Source organism: Chengkuizengella marina (assembly GCF_009910845.1).
In the GTDB taxonomy this organism is placed as follows: Bacteria; Bacillota; Bacilli; order Paenibacillales; family KCTC-33759; genus Chengkuizengella; species Chengkuizengella marina.
The window spans coordinates 200504-225700 of sequence record NZ_SIJB01000007.1; the positions used below are offsets into that span (position 1 = coordinate 200504).

General features: G+C 32.6%; 24 protein-coding genes and 2 pseudogenes. 19 read left to right on the top strand and 7 right to left on the bottom strand.

Going from position 1 to position 25197, the window contains the following annotated elements; genetic code table 11:
• Window positions 1-102: 102 nt before the first annotated feature.
• From ERL59_RS21535 to ERL59_RS03325, 4 genes and pseudogenes are all read left to right on the top strand, one after another.
• Window positions 103-186, top strand: coding sequence for a putative holin-like toxin (locus ERL59_RS21535; protein ID WP_407925673.1), 84 nt, complete (start codon window positions 103-105; stop codon window positions 184-186).
• 315 nt (window positions 187-501) lie between these two features.
• On the top strand, window positions 502-696 hold the full coding sequence (locus tag ERL59_RS03315; RefSeq protein ID WP_160644464.1) for a hypothetical protein: 195 nt from the start codon (window positions 502-504) through the stop codon (window positions 694-696).
• A gap of 73 nt (window positions 697-769) precedes the next feature.
• On the top strand, window positions 770-1468 hold the full coding sequence (locus ERL59_RS03320; RefSeq protein ID WP_160644466.1) for a LiaF transmembrane domain-containing protein: 699 nt from the start codon (window positions 770-772) through the stop codon (window positions 1466-1468).
• A 142-nt stretch (window positions 1469-1610) separates the two neighbouring features.
• Window positions 1611-2401, top strand: a pseudogene (locus tag ERL59_RS03325) (aminoglycoside N(3)-acetyltransferase).
• A gap of 143 nt (window positions 2402-2544) precedes the next feature.
• Here ERL59_RS03325 and ERL59_RS03330 read toward each other — a convergent pair.
• On the bottom strand, window positions 2545-4647 hold the full coding sequence (locus ERL59_RS03330) for a neutral/alkaline ceramidase (RefSeq protein WP_160644467.1): 2103 nt from the start codon (window positions 4645-4647) through the stop codon (window positions 2545-2547).
• Window positions 4648-4961: 314 nt separating this feature from the next.
• Here ERL59_RS03330 and ERL59_RS03335 point away from each other — a divergent pair, with 314 nt between their 5' ends.
• Window positions 4962-5648: a hypothetical protein gene (locus tag ERL59_RS03335; protein WP_160644469.1), complete on the top strand. Its 687-nt coding sequence runs from the start codon at window positions 4962-4964 to the stop codon at window positions 5646-5648.
• A gap of 203 nt (window positions 5649-5851) precedes the next feature.
• On the opposite strand, the gene ERL59_RS03340 is transcribed toward ERL59_RS03335, so the two are convergent.
• Entirely contained in the window at window positions 5852-6808 is a 957-nt protein-coding gene (locus tag ERL59_RS03340; RefSeq protein WP_160644471.1) for a YheC/YheD family protein, read from the bottom strand.
• A gap of 208 nt (window positions 6809-7016) precedes the next feature.
• Here ERL59_RS03340 and ERL59_RS03345 point away from each other — a divergent pair, with 208 nt between their 5' ends.
• The 3 genes from ERL59_RS03345 to ERL59_RS03355 are packed head-to-tail and all read left to right on the top strand — an operon-like array spanning window position 7017 to window position 10184.
• Window positions 7017-8216, top strand: coding sequence for a phenylacetate--CoA ligase family protein (locus ERL59_RS03345; RefSeq protein ID WP_160644473.1), 1200 nt, complete (start codon window positions 7017-7019; stop codon window positions 8214-8216).
• A 21-nt stretch (window positions 8217-8237) separates the two neighbouring features.
• Window positions 8238-9206, top strand: a complete 969-nt coding sequence (gene sbnA / locus ERL59_RS03350) for a 2,3-diaminopropionate biosynthesis protein SbnA (protein ID WP_160644475.1) — start codon at window positions 8238-8240, stop codon at window positions 9204-9206.
• A 12-nt stretch (window positions 9207-9218) separates the two neighbouring features.
• The gene (locus tag ERL59_RS03355) at window positions 9219-10184 is read left to right on the top strand and encodes a 2,3-diaminopropionate biosynthesis protein SbnB (RefSeq protein WP_160644477.1); all 966 of its coding nucleotides are present in this window, start codon (window positions 9219-9221) and stop codon (window positions 10182-10184) included.
• Window positions 10185-10359: 175 nt separating this feature from the next.
• On the opposite strand, the gene ERL59_RS21540 is transcribed toward ERL59_RS03355, so the two are convergent.
• From ERL59_RS21540 to ERL59_RS03365, 3 genes and pseudogenes are all read right to left on the bottom strand, one after another.
• Window positions 10360-10986 (bottom strand): choice-of-anchor J domain-containing protein, encoded by a 627-nt coding sequence (locus ERL59_RS21540; RefSeq protein WP_407925674.1) that lies wholly within the window; start codon window positions 10984-10986, stop codon window positions 10360-10362.
• Window positions 10966-12105 (bottom strand): annotated as a pseudogene (locus tag ERL59_RS03360) (S8 family peptidase); the annotation flags it as partial. The gene ERL59_RS21540 and the pseudogene ERL59_RS03360, both read right to left, overlap by 21 nt.
• Before the next feature lie 265 nt (window positions 12106-12370).
• Window positions 12371-13210, bottom strand: coding sequence for an SDR family oxidoreductase (locus ERL59_RS03365; RefSeq protein WP_160644480.1), 840 nt, complete (start codon window positions 13208-13210; stop codon window positions 12371-12373).
• A 391-nt stretch (window positions 13211-13601) separates the two neighbouring features.
• Here ERL59_RS03365 and ERL59_RS03370 point away from each other — a divergent pair, with 391 nt between their 5' ends.
• Window positions 13602-15119, top strand: a complete 1518-nt coding sequence (locus tag ERL59_RS03370; protein WP_160644482.1) for a hypothetical protein — start codon at window positions 13602-13604, stop codon at window positions 15117-15119.
• A 30-nt stretch (window positions 15120-15149) separates the two neighbouring features.
• On the opposite strand, the gene ERL59_RS03375 is transcribed toward ERL59_RS03370, so the two are convergent.
• Window positions 15150-15665: a PulJ/GspJ family protein gene (locus ERL59_RS03375; RefSeq protein WP_160644483.1), complete on the bottom strand. Its 516-nt coding sequence runs from the start codon at window positions 15663-15665 to the stop codon at window positions 15150-15152.
• A gap of 1 nt (window position 15666) precedes the next feature.
• Window positions 15667-16089 carry a hypothetical protein gene (locus ERL59_RS03380; RefSeq protein WP_160644486.1) on the bottom strand — a complete coding sequence of 141 codons (423 nt, stop codon included), beginning with the start codon at window positions 16087-16089 and terminating at the stop codon, window positions 15667-15669.
• 317 nt (window positions 16090-16406) lie between these two features.
• Between ERL59_RS03380 and ERL59_RS03385 the strand changes: the two genes are divergently transcribed.
• The 10 genes from ERL59_RS03385 to ERL59_RS03430 all read left to right on the top strand — a co-directional run bounded on the left by ERL59_RS03385 (window position 16407) and on the right by ERL59_RS03430 (window position 25197).
• Entirely contained in the window at window positions 16407-18104 is a 1698-nt protein-coding gene (locus ERL59_RS03385) for a GspE/PulE family protein (RefSeq protein ID WP_160644488.1), read from the top strand.
• Between the two features lies 1 nt (window position 18105).
• Window positions 18106-19179 (top strand): type IV pilus twitching motility protein PilT, encoded by a 1074-nt coding sequence (locus tag ERL59_RS03390; protein WP_160644490.1) that lies wholly within the window; start codon window positions 18106-18108, stop codon window positions 19177-19179.
• A complete protein-coding gene (locus tag ERL59_RS03395; RefSeq protein ID WP_160644493.1) occupies window positions 19160-20368 on the top strand; it encodes a type II secretion system F family protein in 1209 nt (402 codons plus the stop codon). Before ERL59_RS03390 ends, ERL59_RS03395 begins: the two co-directional genes overlap by 20 nt.
• A gap of 31 nt (window positions 20369-20399) precedes the next feature.
• Window positions 20400-20831, top strand: a complete 432-nt coding sequence (locus tag ERL59_RS03400) for a type II secretion system protein (protein ID WP_160644495.1) — start codon at window positions 20400-20402, stop codon at window positions 20829-20831.
• Window positions 20832-20865: 34 nt separating this feature from the next.
• Window positions 20866-21627 (top strand): prepilin peptidase, encoded by a 762-nt coding sequence (locus ERL59_RS03405; RefSeq protein ID WP_160644497.1) that lies wholly within the window; start codon window positions 20866-20868, stop codon window positions 21625-21627.
• Entirely contained in the window at window positions 21597-22529 is a 933-nt protein-coding gene (gene pilM, locus ERL59_RS03410) for a type IV pilus biogenesis protein PilM (RefSeq protein ID WP_160644499.1), read from the top strand. The genes ERL59_RS03405 and pilM overlap by 31 nt, the downstream gene beginning before the upstream one ends.
• Window positions 22526-23059 (top strand): PilN domain-containing protein, encoded by a 534-nt coding sequence (locus ERL59_RS03415; RefSeq protein WP_160644501.1) that lies wholly within the window; start codon window positions 22526-22528, stop codon window positions 23057-23059. Before pilM ends, ERL59_RS03415 begins: the two co-directional genes overlap by 4 nt.
• A 9-nt stretch (window positions 23060-23068) precedes the next feature.
• On the top strand, window positions 23069-23740 hold the full coding sequence (locus ERL59_RS03420) for a hypothetical protein (protein WP_160644504.1): 672 nt from the start codon (window positions 23069-23071) through the stop codon (window positions 23738-23740).
• Window positions 23741-23877: 137 nt separating this feature from the next.
• Complete coding sequence (gene thyA / locus ERL59_RS03425) at window positions 23878-24672, top strand: thymidylate synthase (protein WP_160644505.1); 795 nt, start codon at window positions 23878-23880, stop codon at window positions 24670-24672.
• A gap of 51 nt (window positions 24673-24723) precedes the next feature.
• Window positions 24724-25197, top strand: a complete 474-nt coding sequence (locus ERL59_RS03430; protein WP_160644507.1) for a DUF523 domain-containing protein — start codon at window positions 24724-24726, stop codon at window positions 25195-25197.

The following is a 25197-nucleotide window of genomic DNA, read 5'->3' on the forward strand; positions in this document are numbered from 1 at the left end:
ATAGAACAAGCGTTTCATTCGACAAAATGTGGTATAATATGTAAGCAATGGGATATAGACTCACTGGTGATTGGCCCATCTCCTGAGAAAGGAGGTGACGCCATGGAAATTAATGATGCATTAATATTGATGATCATGTTCAGTATGCTTATTCTAACTTTACTTTCATACCTCAAAAAAAAATAATCCCCCATTAACCCAGTTTATGTTGGGGGACTTTTCATCTTTAAACCGATCACCCTGAGGCAATCATTGTAAGACCGTAGATGCTGGCACATCTGCGGTCTTTATCAGTTTATTCATTTGTTCATAATCTGATACTCTTTTATTTAGATTATACTTGTTTTAATATCATTATGAAATGATTTATATTTAAAATATATTGTTTTGCTATTGATCGTTTTTTGTTTCAGAGAACAGTGAGTGTGATGAAAAACCATATATACATTGCTTTTCATTTCGAATAAAATAGAGATAAATGGCAAATGAAGGGGGAGTATTATGCCATCAGGAATCGGGTTCATTTTCTTATTTTTTATACTAATATGTGTAGTAATTGTTGTTTCAAATTTAATATTTGGAGACAGCAAGAGACATTCTAATCGATCATATGACTCAAATACCACGTCAGGTAACGGTTTATTTGGACATGGAGATAGTGGCAGTGGTGATTCTGGCGGTGGAGGAGGGGATTAATTTTCTCCTTCTGTAATAAATTTATTTCATATTCATATGTTTAGATGAAACTAAAGTAAAGGGTGGGAAACAAATGAAAAGTAAATACATATTTGGAATCATCGTGATTGCCATAGGCGTATTTCTTTTACTAAATAGTACGGAAATTATAGATTTGAATTTAGGTTATTTATTTCGAAACTTTTGGCCTTTAATATTAGTTTTTTTAGGTATAGTAAGCATGTTCAATCATTCAAATTCAAAATCTGGTGGTCTTATTCTTTTAACAATAGGTGTATTATTGCAACTACGCATTTTAGATGTTTTTAATATTTTTGAGTATGCTTCCTATTGGCCTGTACTTCTTATCATTGTAGGTGTATGGATTATGTTCTCAAACAGGACTAATTCAAATAAAGAATATAATTTTAAAAAGGGTAAATTAAATCTTGATACTAAAGATAAGATTAAAACGATTGGAGCCTTTTCTGGTTCAGACTTGAAAAATGTTTCACAAGAATTTAAAGGTGGGAGTATAGTTGTAGGATTTGGTGAAGTAAACTTGGATCTAAGAGAAGCAAACATCGCACAAGATGAAATTACGATTGATATTGTCGTTGCGTTTGGAGAAGTTGATATCAGGATCCCTGAGGAATGGAATATCGAAATTAATGGGGTTCCAGTTTTTGGCGATTGGAGAAATAGAACTTACAACCGATCTAGTAATCCAGATGCTCCTACGTTAGTCGTTGATTGTGTCATTGTTTTTGGTGAAGTGGATATAAAAAATTAAAACAACATTTGAAAATTATAAAAGTATTTATAAAAATAAAGCTCTCAATTTTTAAACAGAAATAGAACTTGCATTAATACGTATGTAATGATAAACAAATGTGGAGGTTTTAGTTTTTGAGTGAAGCAAATGTTATAAACAAATCAGACAACTAAATACAAAAGATACCTTAAAAACTGATTTTATAAAATTAGGACTTAAAAAAGGCATGACTGTGATCGTTCATTCATCTTTAAGCTCATTAGGTTGGGTAAGTGGAGGATCAGTTGCAGTAGTACAAGCTTTGATAAAGATAATTACAGAAGAAGGAACATTGATTATGGCAACTCACTCACCCAATCTTTCAGAACCTTCCTATTGGGAAAATCCTCCTGTTCCAAAAAACTGGTGGCAAGTGATTAGAGATACGATGCCTGCATTTGATCCTCTATTTACACCCACGTGGTATATGGGGAAAATAGTAGAAACATTTCGGACGTTCCCGAATGTGAAAAGAAGTTACCATCCTTTATATTCATTTGCTGCTTGGGGAAAACATGCTGAACAAGTGACGAAAGAACATTCATTAGAAGATGGATTAGGTGAGAAATCACCTCTTTCAAAAATATATGATTTGAATGGTTATGTTTTATTACTTGGTGTTGGTTATGAAAATAATACTTCATTTCATTTATCAGAATATAGAGCACCAATACATACCAGAGAGGCTCAAGGCGCTCCTATTATAGAAAACGGGAAAAGAGTATGGAAAACATTTAGTCACATTGATATGGACTTGACTCTAATTGTTTTAATGAAATTGGTCAAGATTTTGAAAAAGTTCATCATGTATTTAAAGGTCTCATTGGCATGGCCAAAGCAAAATTATTTAAACAAAAAGAATGTGTGGATTTTGGTGAGAAGTGGTTAAGAGTAAGGAAAGCTAACGTCTAATGGCTAATTCACTCTATAGAATTATGGGTGATATAAAACTGCACCTCCAATTATTAGTTTTGTATAACAATTGGGGTGCAGTTCATTTTTACAGTCCTATTATTACAATATTAATTTTTGCGATCGAAAAATGTCACTGTAAATTAATTTATGGAAAACTCAGAAGATTTCCCAGTATACTCATAAACATTACCTGTTATGGTTTGATAAGCTCCATAATGTACGATTCGATACGTACCACTTTCAGTATTAGATGGAATTTCCCATTCAACTGTAGAAGATGATGTTCCAAATAAAGTTGATTCACGGTTCCATAGAAACTTAGTTTCCCAATCGCCATCGTCTGCAATGACTTCCCATTCACCATTTATTAGTTGTTGTACCTCTAGATAGGTAGATTCAGTTCTAAAGTTATTGTTAGGGTGACCAGACCAAAAGCTAACTTTGACATTATCTCCAACGTTGTAGCTGGTATTAACATTATCTTTAATATCGCCAAAATCCCTGAAAATTGGCGGGGCATCAAATACGATTCCTGGAAGGAGATAAACCTGCTCGTCTGTCAAATCTTTTGGAATCGGTCCTGGTTCAATATTCTCATTGTTAATAATGGCTTTTGAAAGTTTATCAAATTCTTGTAAGTACCCACTTAATGTCCATTTTCCAAATAGTGTAGATGCACCCTCATATTGTTGTGTTTCATATTCCTCAGGTGTTGTAACATAACTAGAATAAGAGTTAGCTAATCCTGCAATTACAATGTGGTTGTTGCTAAATTGATCTGCCATATTTTCTTGAACAATATCAATTAATCTTCTACCAGCCATTGTTGTGATTTCAGAAGGTACAGCTAGAATAGATAGTTGACCTATTTGAACCATTTGTAATGGAATAATTTGAGGTGTCCAAGGATCTGGTTTTACTTGAGATGGCGCAAATAAAATAGGTTTAGGATAATGTTGTTCCCATAATTCAGGATATAAGGAACCACTCATCTCACCGATTTGTGGTACGATGACCAGAAGATCACGTGCATAAGTGATGATATTATCGTATCCGTCTATTTTATACTCAGGTTGAGTCATTCCTTCTTCAAACATACCTAAATCAGGTCTTCCATCCTCAGTTCCTGCTGCAAAAGAGTAACCTAATGCAGATGGATACGTTCTTTTAGCTTCTCCATCTGTATATTTACCATCGATTTCTAAATTAGAAAAGTCTTTAAATTCATGTTTGGTAACAATGGGACCGGATATTCTAACGTGTGCAGTTTCACTTAACGATTTTGCAGCTTCATATTGGATTTCCCCAGATTTTTTAGTGCTTTCAAAGTCGTTATCTCCATAACCAACTCCATCTCCAAATATGTTTGGTGTTACATCCCCTAAATTAGCTTGAGCAAATGCAGCTACAAATGTTTTATCATCACCATTATTGGATTGCATTTCTTTTTCATATAAGTAGGAAGAATAACCTTTGTTTTCACCTGAAATATACTGATTATCTTGTCCCATGGAAACACCGTGTACTGCAAACCAATTGATGATACCAAGAAGTTCTCCATCTGTATTTCTAAAGTTTAAAAGGGTCATAGTTTTATCAACATTATCTTCATATTGATTTCGTTCTTCTATTGGATTATTGTTATAGGCTACTTCAGAACGATTAGAACTAGTTCCATCCACAACTCCCTCATTGATTTCGATGTAACCTGGTTCTAAATTTTGATGAGCTCTAACAATGGATTCATAGATTCCATTGACGATGACGTTGTAATTGTCTTCATGGAAACCAAAAGTACTTACATTGTATAACCCATCATGCGCGTATCCTCCTGGACCACTGTGATTATGTGTAGCACTTAACAATACATTATTATAGCTATACAAATCTCCATATCCGTTATCTTTTAATTTTTGAACAACACCTTGTGTGACAGAGTGGAAAATTTGACCAAGATCTGCACTTACAAAAACTACACTGTTCTCCGTTTCTTTTTCCTTCATAATAAACGCTCTTGATTTTAAACGGAAGTGGATACCTTTTGTAGTCATGGATGGATTTGCATATCCCATCATCACCACTTCTGCTGGGGGACCCGTGATGTCATAAATACCTGCACCAACGTAATAATCAAAATCACTGTCTGCGTAAACGCTTACATTTTTGTTCGTAGGGAAGTAAGAAAACAGAATAAAAAGTGCAAGTAAAATGATAAAACTTTGTTTTAAATACTTTAATGTCATCATTTCATCCTCCTTAAAATTTTTAAAGATAAAGAAAAATTATGTAAAGTATAAAAAGTATGGACAGAATAATTATCTCAATATTCAGATAATTGAAATAAATTTCATATCCTATTAAAATATACCATAATATTATACTATTTGGCTAATTTAGTATAGTAGTATAGATGAAATTTTCAAAAAAAATAATTCCATACTATTATTCTACCTTTTTATATTTTATCGTGGTATAATTCACCATGTATTATCAAAATTTTCATTTGTATTGAATAAATTCATTATCTGTAATGAAAAAGGGGGGTTCGAAACTGAAAATGTTCACTTATAGTTTTAAAAATATTGGTTTTTGTCTTATCTTATTAATTTGTATAACTAGTTTAATAGGGTGCCAAAACCAAATTGAACAGCCAAAAGAAGTTGCAAAAAATACAGTTGATATACAAAATGAAATGAATGAGCTAAAAGAAGAAATTATAAATTTAAAAACTCAAAATGAACAATTAATGGAGCAAGTGAATAGTTTTGAATCTAAAATGATTGATAGCAAATTAGACATAATGAAAGAGTTTTATGAACAAATATATAGATTAGAACATGTTGTAAAAAGATTTCCTGATTTAGAAATTATCATGGGTAAGATTATAAATGTAAAAGAAGAAAATGATACTGTCTTTTTTGAAATTGATACGGTTGAATGGTTAGGTGAAGAGCAAGCTATTCAAGCTATACAAGAAGATGAAAACTTGAGTAGAGAAGAAGCAGAGCAACAAATTCCAAATGGATTTTACATTCGTAATATTAAAGAAGAAAGAATTCCTTATCAATTATCAACAGACTATTCATCCTACATAATAGAAGAGGCAAGTTTAAAATACACAAATGAATTTATTGACATTGTAAATGAGTATATGGAAACGTATGAGGAGGATTATAGACCAATCTATCATTTTTATATAATAGAAGATGAAATCGTACAAATATTGGAACAATACATTCCTTAGTAGAAGAGAGTTTTAGATATAAAAAACTAATCAAAATTTAAACTGTCTAAAAATTAAATTTATTTTGACTGCCTTGAAGGGGGGAGTAACCTCCTTCAAGGCTTTTTTGGGAATGATTTAGCCCATATTTTTAAGGAACATAATATGCTGAACCAACTATTCCTTAAGGAGTTTATTGGTGTGAGTGTATAATACTTATAAAATCACCTTTTTAGAGGGAATCTTTTTCTATAGCGTGTATATTTTCGAGGGAAAGGTTTTGCTGCTTTTTGTCTTTTTTCAGGGTGCGTATTCTCTAAAATGTTAGTTATGCCTTTACCACCTTTCCTACTTCTTTTTTTAGGTTTAATTATTCTGTTCCCCTTTATATCAAACTTTGGTTTTAAATAATAATGTCTTCCATAAGCCTTCCCGTATCGAACTATTTTATCGATGATTCTTTTGTCTTCTAACCGAGTAAACGGAATCACACTCGGTTTTGTATTCACTTCTAGAATCCAAGGATGCAGGTTTTGATCCAGAGCGATATCCAACCCACTTTCTTTCATATTGGGATATGTTTTATTCATTTGTTTTGCAGTTTCAAGACCAATCCACTTCAGTTTCTCTATTAAATTATGATCATCTGGACATAAATGGTTAATTAGCGTTTCGATATTACAGATAATGCCACCGCTGCTGATGTTAGTAACAACTTTTTTAGGATGAGACAATCTTGCGATGATGCCAGTAACTTCCCATTCTGAATTTGTATTTTGTTGAACCATAACTCTAATATCTGCAGAACGGTCTTTATATTTCACCATATCGATACCTTTTTGCACGATATGAAGTCGTTTCGTTTTTTGAATTTGATGGTTTAAGTCATTATATAATGCATTATACGAACTGTATTGTTTGACTTCTAAATCTTGCTGCCATTCGTAAATTTCTTCCTCATTTTCGTTCGTTTTTTTGATTCTCATCACACCTTTACCTAATGAACCTCGACTCGGTTTCACATATACAACGTGGTGTTTATTTAACATTTCATCTAAACTTTCAAAATTCACCTTTCTTGTTTCAGGGATATAGGTTATTAAGTCCGTATTTTTTATCAGAGCTAATGTTTTGATCCACTTACTGGAAACATATTTTTTCTTACTTTCTCTTTTATTCATCTATTGATTGACAACTCCTTGGATTTTATTTAAATGATTAGCCAAAGTGTTTATATTTTAATGTACGTTTAAGACGACATCATTGCTTGTTTCATTGCCTATTTCTTGCAATTTTATTTAAGAAAAGAACCTTCTATATTCCATATCATATAATTTTAGTAGGTAGTTCAACAGAAATTGAAATCTGAATAAAGTATAGGAGGCAGCGATGGACTTGCTTGAAAAATTAAAAGATAAGTTGAAAGAAGTTAAAATCATTTATCCGTGGTACGAACAGTTTTATATAAATCAGCACATTAAGGATTTCAATGATCTCCCTTACATGACCACAGATATATTGGAAAAACATTATTATCATCAGGAATATGATGATTCTATCCATGTGTATCAAACCTCAGGAACTAGCTCTAATATTAGAAAAAAAATCGCTTATTCCGAAGAAGATGAACAGCGGTATGTATCATTAAAAATGGAGGTTTATAAACAATTTCTAAATAATAGTGCCTGTAAAAAGGCATTTTCGGATGTAGGTACAGGTCATGCTGCTAGTACTGCCGATTTTATTTTTAAAAAACTACAAATGGAAAGTAAGTCTATTTCCTTTGATCTCCCCATTGAGGAGCATATCCAACAGCTCAAAACCTTTAAACCAGACGTTTTATATACGATGCCCTCTATATTAGATCATTTAATTTATGCAGCTGAAAACCCAGCTGACTTTGGAATCAAGAAGATCATTTTAGTTGGAGAAATCGCATCAGAGGAGTGGCAGCAAAAAATAGCTAATATTTTTCAAATACAAAGAGAAGATATGATGGATACATTAGGTTCCATTGAAATTGGCACCATTGCGTATTATTCACATGACATTAGGCGATATGTATTTTTAGATCATTTGTATGCAGAGGGAATTCAATCAGATGAAATCGGTTTAAAGATGGAGAGGTTGGAAAGTAAGGAGTCCATTCTTGTATTAACTTCCTTTGTTCGTTCTATGTTTCCTGCAATTCGATTTGTTACCTATGATGTTGTTAGAGATTTAAGAACCATGGTCATCGATGGCGTTGAAAAACAAACGTTCCAAAACATTGTAAAAAGAGTTGGGCCTGAATTTAAACATGGAGAAAAAATTAGTATTTATGACATTGAGGAGATCGTATATCAACATTTAAAAGAAGCAAGTGTACGAGTCAAGCTTCAAAATAATACACTTACAATTTATATTCACAGCAAGCTACTGAATCGTTCAATGCTCACAACCATTCAAAAGGATATTCAAGGAAAAATCCCTGAAATAGGGCGTATGATCAACAATAAAATATTGGATGAAATACAGGTATTAGCGGTGTCAAATGAGGAATTAAACACAGGAAAAGTCAAAAATAAAAAAATTTACTATGAAAAATAAAACTAGGTGGTGTTCATTAAAGTGAACATAGATGAAGGAATATTAACAGCCATTGGCCATACACCTCTGGTTCAATTAAATAAAATATTTGAAAATCAATCTATGAAACTATTTGCAAAACTAGAATTTTTAAACCCAGGTGGGAGCTCCAAGGATCGACCTGCTTTGTTTATGATAAGAGAAGGTATTAAATCAGGAGAAATCCAAAAGGATACAACCATTATAGAATCTAGCTCTGGCAACTTAGGCATAAGCCTCGCTAAAATCTGTAATTATCTTGGTTTGAAATTCATATGTGTAGTGGATCCAAAAACAACGGAACTAAATTTAAATATATTAAAGGCTTTTAATGCAATCGTTGAAATAGTCAAAAAACCTGAGCCTAATACAGGAGAGTTTTTACCAGCAAGAATTGATAAAGTTAATGAGTTGCGAAAAAAGTTGAAAAATCATTTTTGGCCAAATCAATATGCAAATCCCAATAATTCAAAATCACACTATGTTATGACAATGAATGAAATCTTTATGGATTTAAAACATGTAGACTATATGTTTTGTGCGGTAAGTTCTTGTGGGACGATTCGTGGTTGTGTAGATTTTATAAGAGATCACCAGTTAAAAACAAAAGTAGTAGCTGTAGATTCAATTGGTAGTGTTATTTTTAAGGAAAGTACGGGTCAAAGGTTGATTCCAGGAATAGGTGCAGGTTTGGTTCCGGCATTGTGCCCCAAGGAATCAATCCATCATATTGTTCATGTATCTGACTTAGATTGTATAACGGGTTGTCGTCATTTAATTCAGGAGGAATCCATATTAGCGGGTGGATCTTCTGGGGCAGTAATTGCAGCTGTAAATAAGTTAAAGCCTATCATCCCAAAGGATTCAACATGTGTTGCGATTTTTCCAGATCGTGGTGACCGATATTTAGAAACGATCTATTCAGATGAATGGGTAAAAAAGCAATATGGTGAAGTGAACTATTTTTGGTAGGGAGGTGATGAAATGATCGTTTTAAATGAAAAAGATATTAACTTGTTAGGAATTCATTGGGAGACGTTAATTAAAAATATAGAAAAAACAGTACAGTGCATTCAATCAAATGATTTTTCACAACCGATCAAACCTTATTTGAGATATAAAAATCTGAAAAATAGGATCATCGCTATGCCAGCTTTCGTTGGTGGAGAAATCCAAATGGCAGGAATTAAATGGATTGCCAGTTTTCCAGAAAATATTACAAAAGATATCCCAAGAGCACATAGCGTGGTTATTTTAAATGAAGCGGATACGGGTATACCGATGGCCATGATTCACACCCCTTTAATTAGTATTCTCCGGACTGCTTCAGTAAGTGGTTTAATGTTACAACAGGTTTTAAAAATACGTAAATCAAAAAAAATCAATATAGGATTGATTGGATGGGGACCTATAGGGTATTATCATTATAAAATGTGTACAGCCGTTTTTGGTGATTTAATAAAAAATATTTACTTGTATGATATAAAAGGTATAAACGAAAGCAAAATAGATGGAAAAGATATTAATAAAGTGAAAATTGTAGATACGTGGGAAGAGGCGTATCTACATTCTGATGTGTTTATCACTTGCACAGTTTCTGATCACAGATATATCAATCTTAAGCCGAAGCAGGGAGCAGTGTTATTAAATGTTTCACTACGAGATTATCAGGTGAATGTCATGGAACAAATTGAAACTATTGTTGTAGATGATTGGGAAGAGGTATGCAGGGAAAATACAGATATTGAAAAATTTCATCTTGAAAAAGGATTAGAGAAAAAAGATACAATGTCTCTAGTTGAGGTCGTATGTGATCAAGCTTTAACTAAAATAGATCATCATAAAACGATTATGTTTAACCCTATGGGCATGGGTGTTTTTGATATTAGTATAGCGGCTTATTATTTTAATTTAGCAAAAAATAAGGGAATTGGAGTGTTATTAGATTAAGTAAGAAGTTATAATTTTGTATTTCACGTATACTGTCATAAAAAAACCCTTCAGGTGCCAAAAAAAATGAAAAAAAAAGTCCTAAGCCCAGATGAGTTAGGCTTAGGATGTTTATGGATGACTTTTATAATCAAAAATATAAGTTAAACTATTTAGTTTATTAAAAAAACCTTCTTTAATCTATCGCTTGTTCTACGAAAATGGATGCTGTACTTTGTGTGATTTTGACATCATCTACTGCAGCCTCTACCAAACTAGGGCTGCCAGCATCTGCCGCTTCGAATTGAAGATAAACATCTTCTCCTGCATAAGCTGAAAGATCAAGAGATTGATTCGACCATGCAGCATCCTGATCGCTGGAAGTTCCTAATTCTTCAAATAAAGTGACAACGCTTCCATTTGAGCGAACAAGATTTAAACGGAAGAAATCATCACTATTCGCGTTAGAATAATGACTTAAGTAATAAGAGAAAGCTAGTGTAAGCGATCCTTCAGCTGGTAATGAAACCGCTGGTGATTGAATAGTAGTCACTCCATTATCAATATCATTGACACCAGCAGAACTTCCTGCACTTCCTTCTGTTACAAGATCATAGCTTCCACTTGGTGTAGTACCTTGTTGTTTCGTTCCGCTATAACTTGTGGATTCAGGATTAGCACGTTCCCACAAACCTGTTGTAGCAGTATCGCTTCCGCTAGGGTCTGAAGTCCACCCTTTATTTGTTTCGAAATCATCTTCAAATACTACAGTTGGATCGGGATCAGGGACGTCCCCTCCATTTAATGCAAGAAATGCGTTCACTCTTCCATGTTCCCAATAAGTACCCGTACCTGATATCGATTCTGCTGTACTTTCGATTATATTGCGAATCTCAACATTTGTTTTTCCTTGGGATGCAAGTAGAGCTGCTAAACCTGCTACATGTGGTGTAGCCATCGATGTTCCATTAGATGAAACGTAACCTCCACCCAGTCGAGTTGAAATAATACCTACACCTGGTCCAGCCACATCAACCCATGAACCATAATTAGAACTAGACCATTTATTATCGTTGGAATCAGTAGCTGCAACGGCCAAAGAATTTTGATAGGCGGCTGGGTAATTTTGTACATTCACTCCATCATTACCAGCAGCTGAAATGATAACCGCTCCTTTTTCCCAAGCATAGTTAACAGCATCTTCTACTGCAGCGGAAGAAACAGTGCTTCCAAGACTTAAGTTAATTACATCTGCTCCATTATCAGCAGCATAAGTAATTCCATCTGCAACTCCGGCATTCGTTCCTCTACCAACTTCATTTAAAACACGAATAGCCATAATTTTAACATTTGGAGCTACACCAGCAACGCCTACTCCATTATTTGTAAGTGCTCCAACTGTTCCAGCTACATGAGTGCCATGTCCTTGTTCGTCAGAAGCATCACTATCATTATCAATGAAGTCATAACCTGGAATGACTTGTCCTAGTAAGTCTTCATGGTTTGCCTGAACTCCAGTGTCAAGTACAGCAACGACAACTGATGAACTACCTTGTGTAATTTCCCAAGCTTGCTCAAGATCCATAATTTGAGGACCATATTGGTCTGATAGATAAAGTGGATCGTTTGGAGTGAATAGAGCGTGATATTCAACAATAGGTTCTGCATATTCAACATCTGCTCTGTTCTTATATTCTTTTAAGGCTTTTTCTACAGATTTTCCTTTCACTTTTATAACTTCAAAACCGATTTGTTTATTTTTCTTTAAGACTTCTGCTTTTTCATCTTGATGTATTTGTTGCTTCATGCTTTTAGATGTTTTATCTTTGAACTTTACAATGATTGTACTGTCTTCTGAAGTAGGTTCTGCTAAACTAGTAATTGAAAAAGATAGAATTAGTGCAATTGCCATAAATACAGAAAAAAATCGTTTTAAATTCATTATACACCCTCCATTTAGTTTGTTGATATAAAAGCCATCCACTCAACTAAATATTACCTTATATTAACAATAATGTGAATAATTTATATAAAATAAGTTCATATGAACTACAAAATTAAACCATAATACACTGACGCTTTACTAGATTGAATCAATAAGAAATGCAAGTAAAGCAATAATGCAATGATAGATTTAGTTTCTATGAGGTGAGGGTGTGTAAAATGGTACTAAATTTTCAATTCATAGAGTGATGTAGTTTATTTCATTATTTGTATAATAACTTTAAAACTATTTTCTCCCACATGCGCCAAGGAAGTATTCTTTTTAAGAAATGATTTAATTTTACCCCTTTTCCTATAGCATAGCGCAGTTTTGGATTAGGTGTTTTGGCTACATAAGTGATAAGTTTAGCAACATCAATTGGATTACCTAAGTTTTTTTCTTCATTTTTTAACCTTGATTTAATTTTTTCCATAAATACGTTGTAGGTTGAATTGTTTTCTAATGATTTTGTCTTTGATATACTGTTGCTCCAAATATTTGTTGCATAAGATCCAGGTTCTATTAAAATGACATCAACTCCAAAAGGTTTTAGTTCTAAACGAAGTGATTCACTAAACCCTTCTAAGGCATGTTTAGATGCTACATATGGAGATAGAGAAGGAAATCCAATTAAACCTGATACACTACTCAAATTAATAATTCTTCCAGATTTTTGTTTTCTCATCCTTGGAATGACTGCTTGGGTAACCGCTATAACACCTAATACATTCGTTTCAAACTGATCCCTATACTGTTCAATCGTTACGTCCTCTGTAAAACCACCTTGTGCAAAACCTGCATTATTCACTAGAACTTGAATGTTATTGTAGTTATCTAATTTATGATTGAATTCATTCAAATCCTCAGTGGAGGTTACATCTAATTTTAACATGTCAACGTTTTGACTTATTTGCAGTTTGCTTAATTCATTTTCCAATATTTTAGACTTCTCTAAATTACGCATCGTTGCGATGACATGATAATCTGATTGTGCTAGTTCTAATACAGTAAGTAATCCAAAACCACTTGAAGCACCTGTTACTATTGCCTGTTTTGCTTTCATAATTTTCACCTCACCTACAATAAGAGCAACAAAAAATGCTCCCTAATGATAAGATTATCACAAGAGAGCTCAACTAAACTATTCATAATACATTGTTTTATTCAATTTTAGAGAATAGATTGTTATTGTGTTTATTTGAATGAAAGTCATCGTTAATTTTTACAATGGGTAGTTGTGTTCATGAAAGGATGCACTAATTTTATATATATATCTAATGTATTCTATTCAGATCATATCATATTGGATTGGACTCCTGCGGAAAGGTGAGTAAAAATATGCATACACAATGATTGTTAAATTACAGTTTGTACGATAGAATTTTATTAGTAGTTGTAGGTAAAAGTAATAGGTTAAGTTGTTATTTTTAAAAATTGAAATGGAGAGGACAAATATGAGTTTCTTAAAAAATGAGAAAGGTGCAGTTATTATTTATGTTCTAATTATTTCTGCTTTTTTAATGCTCATTACCCCCATCTTATTCGATATGATGATTTCAACAATCACAATGGAAGATAAAAATGAAGACTTAAAACTTGTTACTTTATCAACAGTGAGTGGGATGGAGACGTTTCTTAAATACGTTGAAGATGTAAAAGATGATTTAGTTAGTATAGAAGATTTATATGAATTTGATGAAAGTAGTGGTCGAGAAGATCTTAGATATCCTGGATATACTGATCATAATGGAATTGAAATCATACTTCCTAATGGATTAAAAGCAAAATATATTATGGATATTGATAAAAAACCTGATCCTGACGATTCTAGTGAAACATATTACGAAGTTACAGTGTCCACAAGTATTGGCAGTGGGACAGCAAAACAGGAGAAGACGATTACATATATATTAAATGATGGAAGTAATGGAGGAGATCCTGGAGACGGAGAAGGGGAGCCAAATATTCCAGAAGATGTCAATGATGAAGTAGAAGAAAATGTGAATATTGGGTTGAGATACATTCTTGGAGAGAATAGTAGCGCAAAATTTCTCAAACAAACAGGGTTCTGGTTTGATGTAGAAGATGAGAATTATCGATTTGTTGAATATCATTATATTACTGATGATCATGACAATCGCACAGTGGAATTCCCCATTAATACGAACAATTCTGTTTATTGTTATATAAATACAAGTACTGAATGTAATGATGTAGATGTTGATCATACCATTACTACTAACACAGGTAACTTAGCGATTATTCAGTATAAAATCGTTACACAAACGATAGAACAATTTCATGATGGAAAACAGTTGGAATCGTTCTGGATTACACCTTTTGGAGTCTCCTTTAATAGCAGTAGTGAATTTTATGTTTGGTTTACACCCGATGAATTTACTACAACGGGTGACCCGGACTATGAATCTGTCAATTTCAAATATAGTATACCAGGAAATAATAATAATCAAATTATTTTAGATTATAATAAAGATATTGGTAAATATGAGGCTACTATAACGACAAATGAATCAATCAAAAGACTAGATTATCAATTCAAATTTAAAAAAAATAGTATAGATAAAACTTACACTACTGAATCAATTGAAGTCCCTGTTCATGGCGTAGAGCTAAGTCAAGATAAAAAAGAAGCGATGATATGGTATATTCCTGATGATAGAATTAAAAAATATAAAAAAGTTCAAGCGGAGTCTATTTTACCTAGGCAAACCTTTCAAATGGAGTATAAAGAAGATAATGATAGATTTGAAGCTATATATTCTCTGCCACCTATAAGTGAAGATGGTGTTACAGTAAAACAACCAATATCGTTAATACAATACTATATATTATTGGACAAAAATAAAAACAATAGAAATAATGAGAATAAAATTGAACGAAGTTATTGGAATACATTCTGGGACCCTGATATATTAAAAGGAGAGACGATATACTTTGAGCGAAAGAACTGAAATAAAAAAGCAATTAAAGTCTACTTCTTTTTAAAAATCAAATATCTTTATAGAAGTATTTTTTTTAACATGGTCAAATTGAATTGAAAAATGAACTAAATTCTCCTCTGACATAGAAACTTGAAAATTTTCAACATTATCTGCTAAGAATATCTTGGATTCATAAACACTTTCTGCTAAATCATTTAATCTAAATTCTTCATCACTAATATTTAACTCATAAAAAGTTAATGAGTTATTCTCAAACTTAATCGATTTAAAAGGATATGTACCAGATTCTTCACCTGTTTTCACCCTTACTTCTTCTGTATGTAGATTATTGTTTATAGTAAAAATATCACTAGAGTCTGTAACATATTTAGAAATAGTAGTCATCGTTAATTCTGCATTTGCATCATTTGAATACTTGTCAATAGAATTTTCCCAAAATGAATGAATTGAAGAAAATAACATAATGCCTATTGTAGCAATAATAGAGATAAGAACGATTGCTGCGAGTAATTCTACTAAGGTTAAACCCTCATCTTTTTTAATAAATTTGATCATGTTATTCCTCCCATGAAACATGAACAGTTGCAATTTGAGTACTATTATTATTATCGTAAAGAAAAGTATACATCGTAACTTCCGTTGAGGAATTGTCCCCGACTAAATGTAATTCATATTGGTCATTTATATCTCTTAGATCAATTGGATCAGTAACAATCTCATATAAAAAAACAGTTTCATTCATATTCTCTTCTCCGTTTCTTGGATAATCAACGTTATATCTTAATTCATTTAATATTTTTTCAGCCACTTGAACTGCGTCCGTTTTATGGTCTTGTTTACTATCTGTTTTTAGGTAGATTTGTGACATCGTAGCAAAGGTAATAAATACTATTGATATGATTACTATAGATCCAATGATCTCCACCATGCTTAGGCCTTTTTGACTAGTCAAGTTTATGATCCACTTTTTTAAAATCAATTCTATTGCCTCATTCCTCTTAATTTGACATTAAAATATTTGATTCTCTCACTACTATATTATAAAAAAATACGATAGGAATCCATTTAAAATCTAATAGATTGATAAAAATTGAAAGTGATTAACATTAAATGTAAATTTATGGACTACAAATATGCTATTTTATGGTATACTGAATCAAATAGGTCTTTATTCCCTGTTTTTCACAAAGTTTAGTTAAAAATACCTACATTAAAAAACGTAATTGTAGTTGATTTATTTTAGTTACCTAATAGATTATAGTGGTTAATAACAGTTGATTGGGAGCTGAGATGCATATGGCAGTTACTAAAAAAAGACTTGGAGATTTGTTAGTAGATTCAGGTTTAATTACTAGTGAACAGCTTAAGCAATCTCTTACTGAACAAAAAGATTCTAACCTTAAACTTGGAGATTTATTAATACATAAAGGAATGATAACTGAACAACAATTAATTCAAGCTTTGGAATTTCAGTTAGGCATTCCTCATATCACACTAGCTACATATGAGATAGATATGAGTTTAGTAAACGTCATATCTGAACAAATTGCAAAAAAATATCAAGTTATTCCTATTCGGAAAAATGGAAAGAAAATGTTAGTTGCTATGGTTGATCCACTAGATTTTTTTGCAATCGAAGATTTACGTTTGTTAACGGGTTTCATCATTGAACCTGCATTAATTTCAAAAGATGAATTACAAAGTGCATTAGCAAATTTATACGGTTTGCATGAATCAATGAATCAAGTCATAAATGATGTGAAAAAGGATTTCGATGACATTGATGAAACTGAGATAACTGATAAAGATTCACCTGTAGTTCGATTAGTGAATGAAATGATAGAGCAAGCTGTACAACTTCGTGTCAGTGATATCCATGTAGATCCTATGGAGAATCGTATTTTGATCCGTTATCGTATTGACGGTGCTTTACGTACTGAAAGAATATTGCCTAAAAATGTACAAGGTATTTTGATAGCAAGATTAAAAATTATGGCAGATTTAAACATAGCAGAACGAAGGCATCCACAAGATGGACGAATCATGATAAATGTAGATTTTAAAAAGGTAGATATTAGAGTTGCTACATTACCTACAATCCATGGTGAAAAAGTAGTACTTCGTATTTTGGATTTAAGCCAAAGTGTGAAACAAATTAACAATTTGAATTTAAATGAAAGTAATCTACAAATTTTCAGAAATATGTTAGATCAATCTCATGGAATGGTTTTAGTCACAGGACCAACTGGAAGTGGTAAAACAACGACGTTGTACTCTGCTTTGCAGCATTTAAACCGTAATGAAACTAACATTATTACGATTGAAGATCCAGTTGAGTACCAACTAGATGGAATAAATCAAGTTCAGGTGAGCTCACATACCGGGTTATCCTTCAGTAAAGGATTACGTTCCATTTTAAGACAAGATCCAAACATTGTAATGGTGGGTGAGATTAGAGATATTGAAACGATTGATATTTCTGTTCGTGCTTCACTTACTGGTCATTTGGTTTTTTCCACGATACATACTAATAGTGCAATCAGTACGATCACTCGTTTAAGAGAAATGGGTGTTGAGCCCTATTTGATATCATCTTCTCTTATTGGTATCATTTCACAGCGTTTAGTTAGACAAATCTGCGAGCAATGTAAAGTTACTTATGAACCTAGCGAACAGGAAAGAATATTTCTATCAGAACATGGTGTTTTTTTGAAGGTTCTTTACAAGGGAAAAGGCTGTGGTGTATGTAACCGTACAGGTTATCGAGGCAGAATTGGAATACACGAAATATTGTGGATTGATCATCAAATGAGAATATTAATTTTAAAAAATGCTACTAGTGAGGAGTTTAGGCGGTATGCGACTAAAAACGGGTTTATTTCGATTTTTGAAGACGGTTTACAAAAAGTGAATCATGGATTAACAACTTTACAAGAAGTCATAAAGGAAGCCTCTATAGAAAAGCCAATATTGAATTCAAGAAAGGAGAGATAAGATGTCTGCAGATGTAAAGAAAGAATTTGAATTTTTATTAAAGAAAGCTTTTGAAGCAGAAGCATCTGATTTACATTTTACAGTTCGATCACCACCGATTATACGTGTTAATGGGGTATTAAAACCACTCGACACAGAAGTTCTTAAGCCATCACAAACAGAAAATTATGCAAAATCCATCTTGAATGAAAAGTTATACGAATTTTTTGAACAAAATGGCGAAGTGGATTTTTCAATTAGTGTACCTGGTATCTCTCGCTTTCGAGTAAATGTTTATCGTCAAAGGAATTCAGTTAGTATTGCGGCAAGAATTGTTCCCACCAAAATTCCCACACTTGAAGAACTGAGGTTACCTCCAGTATTATCCCAACTATCCAATAAAAGCCACGGTCTTGTATTAATAACAGGTCCAACTGGGAGCGGAAAATCAACGACTCTAGCGGCGATGATTGATTATATCAATCAAAATGGAAGGAAACATATCATCACCTTAGAGGATCCGATAGAATACCTACATTCACACGGAAAAAGTATCATTGATCAACGTGAAGTTGGCTTAGATACGTTGAATTTCACTACTGGACTACGTGCCGCATTAAGACAAGATCCTGATGTTCTTTTAGTTGGAGAAATGCGAGATCCTGAAACGATAAGTACAGCAATAACGGCTGCAGAAACTGGGCATCTTGTATTGGCAACATTACATACCATCGATGCAATGCAAACCATAGATCGTATTGTTGATTCTTTCCCTGGCTCGCAGCAAGCACAAATTCGAATTCAACTTTCTTTAGTTTTAGAAGGTGTTGTCTCTCAACGGTTATTAACGAATAAATCAGGACAAGGGAGAGTTTGTGCAACAGAAGTATTAATCAATAATCATGCTGTTGCTAATCTTATTCGAAATGAAAAAGTACATCAGCTGAAAAGCATTATGCAAACCAATGGCATGATAGGTATGCATACGATGGAAATGAGTTTGAAAGAATTACTTAGAAAAAATTTAATCGATGAAAAAACAGCTAAAACCTACCTCTCGGAGGGAAAAGATCAGGATGCCTCAATACGAATATAAATGTAAAGATGTACAAGGAAAAAGATATAAAGGAGTTTTAACTTCTCTTGATAAATCCACAGCAATGTCGGAGTTAAAAAAACAAAAGTGGATTGTTTATTCTTTGAAGGATTACAACCCTACCTTGTGGTCAAAGGAAATTTACTTTGGGAACCCAGTGAAAAATGAACATTTTATTATTTTTTGCAGACAGTTATCTGCATTAACACGGGCTGGGGTGTCTATAGTAGAATCCGTAAGAGTTTTGGCTGAACAGACAGAAAGTAAACCGTTAAAAAAAGCCTTAACATCTGTTGTAACTTCAATGTTAAAAGGGAATTCTTTTTCTCAGTCAACTTCTGAATTTAAACACATCTTTCCGCCCATCTTTATTAATATGATTCGTGCAGGGGAAGAAGCAGGGAAGATGGAGGATACGTTAGAGAGGTTAGCCATTTATTTTGAAAAGGCACATTACACGAAAGAAAAAGTGAAGTCTGCAATGATGTATCCGATGATCGTTGGTATAATCTCATTCATCGTTATCATTTACTTATTGAATTTTGTAGTACCAAGATTTGTAACTGTATTTGAAGATTTAGGTACAGAATTGCCGCTCATAACGAAGATAGTTATTTCAACAAGTGATAGTATGCAGTCACAATGGTATTTATGGCTTTTAGGCGTTATTCTTCTAGTGGTTGCATTTCAAGGATTTAAGAGATCTCAATTTGGGAGTTACATTTTAGATGTTATGAAATTGAAAATACCATTTTTTGGTAAGTTGAATCAGAAGACAGTGATAGCACAAATGTCGAGAACTTTATCGTCCCTTTATGCTAGTTCGGTACCTGTTCTATATTCACTAACTATCGTTGAGAAAGTTGTAGATAACAAAGTGATAGGGAAAGTATTACATGAATCTAAAGATTCATTAACAAAAGGACTACCATTGTCAGAACCACTAAAAAAATCATGGGTATTCCCTCCATTAGTAACACAGATGATTGCAATTGGGGAAGAAACAGGTACATTGGAAGAAATGTTGGAAAAAGTTGCTCAATTCTATGAAAAAGATGTAGAGAATTTAGTAGATCGTTTAAAGTCTTTACTAGAGCCACTGTTAATCTTAATGTTAACAGTTGTGGTGGGTACGATCATAGCCGCTATACTTATTCCGATGTTATCCATATATTCTAACTTAGGATAATTAATAGATTAAAAATGAGGAGTGTTTAAAAATGAGAAAAAAAATTCAAAACATGTACAAACAAGAAAAAGGATTAACTTTAGTAGAATTGTTAGCAGTTATTGTGGTTTTAGGTATTATTGCTGCAATAGCAGTACCTTCAATTAATGGAATTATTAACGATACTGAAGTTCAGGCTAGAGAAGCTGTTGCAATACAATTATATGAAGCTGCTAGATTAAGTGTAACAATAAGTAATACAGATGTAAGTAATAATGAAGATGATGTTGTTATTACTCTATCTGATTTGGATGATTCTGGATTTCTTAGTGGAGTTGTTGATCCAGCAACAGGAGAAGCTCTAAACGTAAATGATACTAATGTAACGTTTGCAGCTAATGGTGAGAGTATAACAGTAAATTATGTAGAGGATACCAATAGTATTGAAGAAGAATACGTAGTAGGAGAAGACATCCTAAATTAAAAAAGCCTTCTAATTAATTTTTTGGAGCAAATACATGACAACACTAATCTATATCTATCTTTTCATTCTTGGACTAGTATTTGGCTCGTTTTTTAACGTAGTTGGATTACGAGTTCCTAATAAACAATCCATTGTATATCCACCATCCCAATGCCCCCATTGTCAGCATCGACTGGGGGTTTGGGATTTAATCCCTATATTTAGTTACTTATTTTATAAGGGGAAATGTAGACATTGTGGTCTGAAAGTTTCCCCTATTTATCTGTTTGGTGAACTTATAACGGGTATTTTATTTATGTGGATATATTTCATCACTGGTTTTTCTGGGGAATTAATGATTGGATTATTACTCGTTAGTCTATCTGTTATCATTACCGTTTCTGATTTAAAATACATGATTATTCCTAATAAAGTATTGCTAGTTTTCCTTCCCTTTATTATCTTGGCTAGATTTCTATTTCCATCACAACCAATTTGGCATTATGTTGTTGGATTTATTGTAGGTGGAGGGGTATTACTGTTATTAGTTATCATTAGTAGAGGTGGCATGGGGATGGGAGATGTTAAATTATTTGCTATTTTTGGATTGATCATTGGAATTAATCAAATTGTACTTGCATTATTTATAGCAAGTGTAGTTGGTAGTTTAATAGGAATAACTTTAATTGTATTAAAAAAAACGCAAAAAAAACAACCCATTCCTTTTGGACCCTACTTGGCATTAGGTACACTCATTACTTATGGATATGGAGATGAAATATTACAATGGTATCTTTCCTTCCTTTTACAACTGTGAACATTGGGATAACGATCACATCTACAGGAATTCGATATGTTCAGTTAAAGGCTGAAAAAATCGCAAAAACAGGTTTTTTGCCTATTGAAGATGGATTGATTTTTGACAATGAAATTGTAAATTATGATTTATTGTTAGCAAATATAAAACCATGGATTAAACAAGAAAAATTAACTGGTAAGTCCATTCATATTTGCATACCTTCATCTAAAGCATATATTCGAAGTTTGGAGATCCCACCTGCTAAAGGGAAGGTATTAAAACAAATGGTACAGTTGGAAATTGAAACTTCTATTCAATTACCTTTTGAAAACCCAATTTATGATTATGTAGTTTTAGATGAGAAAAAAGCAGATCAAAATCAAGTATTGGTTGTTGCAGCACCGTTAACACTTGTGGAGTCTTATGTTACGCTTTTTCAAAAAGCAGGTTTAAAGGTAAAAACAGTAGATTTATCTTCTCTATCTTTATATCGTGTAACCAACCATGTAAAGAAGGAAATTCCACCAAATATGATGCTTGTTTATTTAACCAATGATCATGTAGAGATTTTATTATATCATTACGGAGCACCCGAACTTTCTAGGGAGATATCTATTCAAAATTTATTTAGGAATATCGATGAAGATCATGATCATGAATGGAAATGGGGAGAAATTCAATCGGAAATGTATCGAATGATTCAGTTTTTTGAAAATCATATCCATGAAGGCACTGAACAAATTTCGCAAATTCTTTTGATTGGAGCTTACCCTTATAAAGAACAACTTATTTCCTATTTAAATGGATTTTTTGATCGAGTAACTATCGAAAATATTGATTTGTGTGATCCTTTGATAAAGGATGACATTGATTTTACGCTTCCATATGGCTTAGCTTTAAAAGGGATGGGTCGCAAATGATCAATATTAATCTATTGCCAAAAAAAGATCGAGAAAAAAATCTGATTCCTTTACTTATTATCTGTTTTATTATTTCTTGGTTTTTATTGATTTCAATGATTATCTATCAAAATTTATCAGTACAACAAAAAATTATTCAAGAGGAAATAAATGTTAACGAAATATTATCTGAACAAAAAGAGTTAAACAATGTTTTAAATGAATTAAATGCGATTAAATTAGCTGAACAAGAAATCGATAAAAAGGATATTTTAAACGTGCTGCATTATATTCGTCTGGATGCACCTAATATATTGCAAAACATGAATTCTTCTTTACCAACGAACGGAAAACTAACAAGTGTTTATTTTAGTTTTCCATCACAGTTATCCATTATTAGTGAATTAAATAGTTTGTCTCATGCAGCAGACTATTTGGTGAATCTGCGAAATCTTCCATTTGTAAATCAAGCAGATTTACAAGTCATTAGTAAAGAAGAAAATCAATACTATTCAATTCGTTATATCATTGATTTAAAAAAACAGGAGTGATGGTATCCGATGAAAAGACTGTACAAAAATAAAACAAAGTGGATTATCGGGATCACCATATCTTATGTCATCCTAGCAGCTTATTATTTTTTATATTTTCAAAAAAATTTGGAGTTGTTAGAAAAGAAGGTAGAAGAAAAAACAAATGTGCAAAAGATTTTAGAACAAACTGAGATGGTTGTAGAGAGTTCAAGGGAACAAGTATCTGGTGAAAATCAAGAAAATTTTATAAACGCTGAAGATCAATTACCTAATGTGGATCGAGCGGATGAAATGATAAAAACATTAGAAACACTACAGGTTACCACAGGTATAACCATTTCTAACATTGAGTTTAATGATGGTGAATTTGAATTAAATGATTCGTCAGATGATGAAATTAATTACCTGGATCTTTTATTAAATCAAGATGATGAACAAACGCAAGAAAAACAATTAGAAATCCAAGATGTTATTCCTGATTTATATGAAATTGATATCTTCTTACAATTATCAGGGACATATGATGAATTTATTGATTTTTTAACAAATATACAAAATGATAAACGATTTTATTTGGTGCAATCTATGGAATTTGAGTTAAACAGAGAATTAGTTCTAGGTGAAAGCTTCGAAAATCAAGTGGATAATCACTTTTCTTTGAATCTATCTGCATACTACTTACCAGAAAAATACAATTAAAATCATCAAAGTAACACATTCTTTCTATAAACAAGTAAGTAGTCTATTGTGACTGTCTTGTTTCATCTTGATATTGATTTTTTCAGTGAAATCATTGAAAATAAATAAGGTGAAATAAATTTCGGAGGGTACATATTATGCGTCAATATTTAAACTTGCTAGAAGATATTTTGGAAAATGGGATACAAAAAGAGGATCGTACAGGTACAGGCACTATCTCAGTATTTGGCAGACAATTACGTTTTGATTTGCAAGCTGGTTTTCCTCTATTAACAACAAAAAAATGTCATACTCGATCTATCATCCATGAATTATTGTGGTTTTTAAAAGGAGATACGAATATTCAATATTTAAAAGATAATGGAGTATCTATTTGGGATGAATGGGCCGATGAAAATGGAGATTTAGGACCTGTTTATGGTTCTCAATGGAGAAAATGGGAAACAAAAGATGGCAAGTTTGTAGATCAGATCGAACAAGTTGTAAATCAAATTAAAGAAAACCCTGATTCCAGACGGTTGATCGTAAATGCTTGGAATGTAGGGGAAATAGATAACATGAAATTACCACCTTGTCACTATGCCTTTCAATTTTACATAGCCGATGGTAAGTTGTCATGCATGTGGCAGCAACGTTCGGTAGACACATTTTTAGGTTTGCCTTTTAACATTACTAGTTATGCTCTCTTAACTCATATGGTTGCACAACAATGTGAACTAGAAGTGGGTGAATTAATATTTACGGGTGGAGATGTTCATCTTTACTCCAATCATTTGGAACAAGCGAAGCTGCAGTTGACTCGGGAACCTCGAGCATTACCACAGCTAATCATAAAACGAAAGCCAGCTACCATTTTTGAGTATAAATTTGAGGATTTCGAAATTAGGAATTATGATCCACACCCGCATATTAAAGCAGAGGTAGCGATTTAGAAACACCCATTTATGGTGTGAATAAATCTTGGGAGAAATTGGAGGTGTTTTATGATTTTAGTGAGTGCCTGTTTAGCTGGAGAGAATTGTCGTTATAACGCAACTCATAAATTAGATTCCTCCATTCAATCTTTAGTTGAAGAAGGAAAGGCAACTTTAGTATGCCCAGAATTGCTTGGTGGTTTATCTACACCTCGAGAGCCTGCAGAAATTGTAGGAGGAAATGGCAATGATGTTATTAATGGAAAAGCACAAGTGATTGATAAAACAGGGAAAAACATAACTGATTTATACGTAGAAGGAGCTAAAAAAACGTTAGAAATGGCCCAAAGTGTAAATGCTGAGTATGTGATTTTAAAAGAAGATAGTCCTTCTTGTGGGAGCTGTTATATATACAACGGAGACTTTTCTGGAAGGAAAGTCAGTGGATTAGGTGTAACAACTGCATTATTAACAAAACATGGATTCAAGGTCATTTCGGAAGTCATTTATAACAAACACATAAATAACAAACAGAATAATTAA

Excerpts from the sequence above, each read along its gene's own strand:
- ERL59_RS03315 (WP_160644464.1), top strand. The coding sequence starts at position 502 with ATGCCATCAGGAATCGGGTTCATTTTCTTATTTTTTATACTAATATGT.
- thyA (WP_160644505.1), top strand. The coding sequence starts at position 23,878 with ATGCGTCAATATTTAAACTTGCTAGAAGATATTTTGGAAAATGGGATA.
- ERL59_RS03370 (WP_160644482.1), top strand. The coding sequence starts at position 13,602 with ATGAGTTTCTTAAAAAATGAGAAAGGTGCAGTTATTATTTATGTTCTA.
- ERL59_RS03385 (WP_160644488.1), top strand. The coding sequence starts at position 16,407 with ATGGCAGTTACTAAAAAAAGACTTGGAGATTTGTTAGTAGATTCAGGT.
- ERL59_RS03340 (WP_160644471.1), bottom strand. The coding sequence starts at position 6,808 with ATGAATAAAAGAGAAAGTAAGAAAAAATATGTTTCCAGTAAGTGGATC.
- ERL59_RS03430 (WP_160644507.1), top strand. The coding sequence starts at position 24,724 with ATGATTTTAGTGAGTGCCTGTTTAGCTGGAGAGAATTGTCGTTATAAC.
- ERL59_RS03395 (WP_160644493.1), top strand. The coding sequence starts at position 19,160 with ATGCCTCAATACGAATATAAATGTAAAGATGTACAAGGAAAAAGATAT.
- ERL59_RS03365 (WP_160644480.1), bottom strand. The coding sequence starts at position 13,210 with ATGAAAGCAAAACAGGCAATAGTAACAGGTGCTTCAAGTGGTTTTGGA.
- ERL59_RS03320 (WP_160644466.1), top strand. The coding sequence starts at position 770 with ATGAAAAGTAAATACATATTTGGAATCATCGTGATTGCCATAGGCGTA.
- ERL59_RS03335 (WP_160644469.1), top strand. The coding sequence starts at position 4,962 with ATGTTCACTTATAGTTTTAAAAATATTGGTTTTTGTCTTATCTTATTA.
- ERL59_RS03375 (WP_160644483.1), bottom strand. The coding sequence starts at position 15,665 with ATGATCAAATTTATTAAAAAAGATGAGGGTTTAACCTTAGTAGAATTA.
- ERL59_RS03415 (WP_160644501.1), top strand. The coding sequence starts at position 22,526 with ATGATCAATATTAATCTATTGCCAAAAAAAGATCGAGAAAAAAATCTG.
- ERL59_RS03405 (WP_160644497.1), top strand. The coding sequence starts at position 20,866 with ATGACAACACTAATCTATATCTATCTTTTCATTCTTGGACTAGTATTT.
- ERL59_RS03355 (WP_160644477.1), top strand. The coding sequence starts at position 9,219 with ATGATCGTTTTAAATGAAAAAGATATTAACTTGTTAGGAATTCATTGG.
- ERL59_RS21535 (WP_407925673.1), top strand. The coding sequence starts at position 103 with ATGGAAATTAATGATGCATTAATATTGATGATCATGTTCAGTATGCTT.
- ERL59_RS03400 (WP_160644495.1), top strand. The coding sequence starts at position 20,400 with ATGAGAAAAAAAATTCAAAACATGTACAAACAAGAAAAAGGATTAACT.
- pilM (WP_160644499.1), top strand. The coding sequence starts at position 21,597 with ATGGTATCTTTCCTTCCTTTTACAACTGTGAACATTGGGATAACGATC.
- ERL59_RS03420 (WP_160644504.1), top strand. The coding sequence starts at position 23,069 with ATGAAAAGACTGTACAAAAATAAAACAAAGTGGATTATCGGGATCACC.
- ERL59_RS03345 (WP_160644473.1), top strand. The coding sequence starts at position 7,017 with ATGGACTTGCTTGAAAAATTAAAAGATAAGTTGAAAGAAGTTAAAATC.
- ERL59_RS03330 (WP_160644467.1), bottom strand. The coding sequence starts at position 4,647 with ATGACATTAAAGTATTTAAAACAAAGTTTTATCATTTTACTTGCACTT.
- ERL59_RS03390 (WP_160644490.1), top strand. The coding sequence starts at position 18,106 with ATGTCTGCAGATGTAAAGAAAGAATTTGAATTTTTATTAAAGAAAGCT.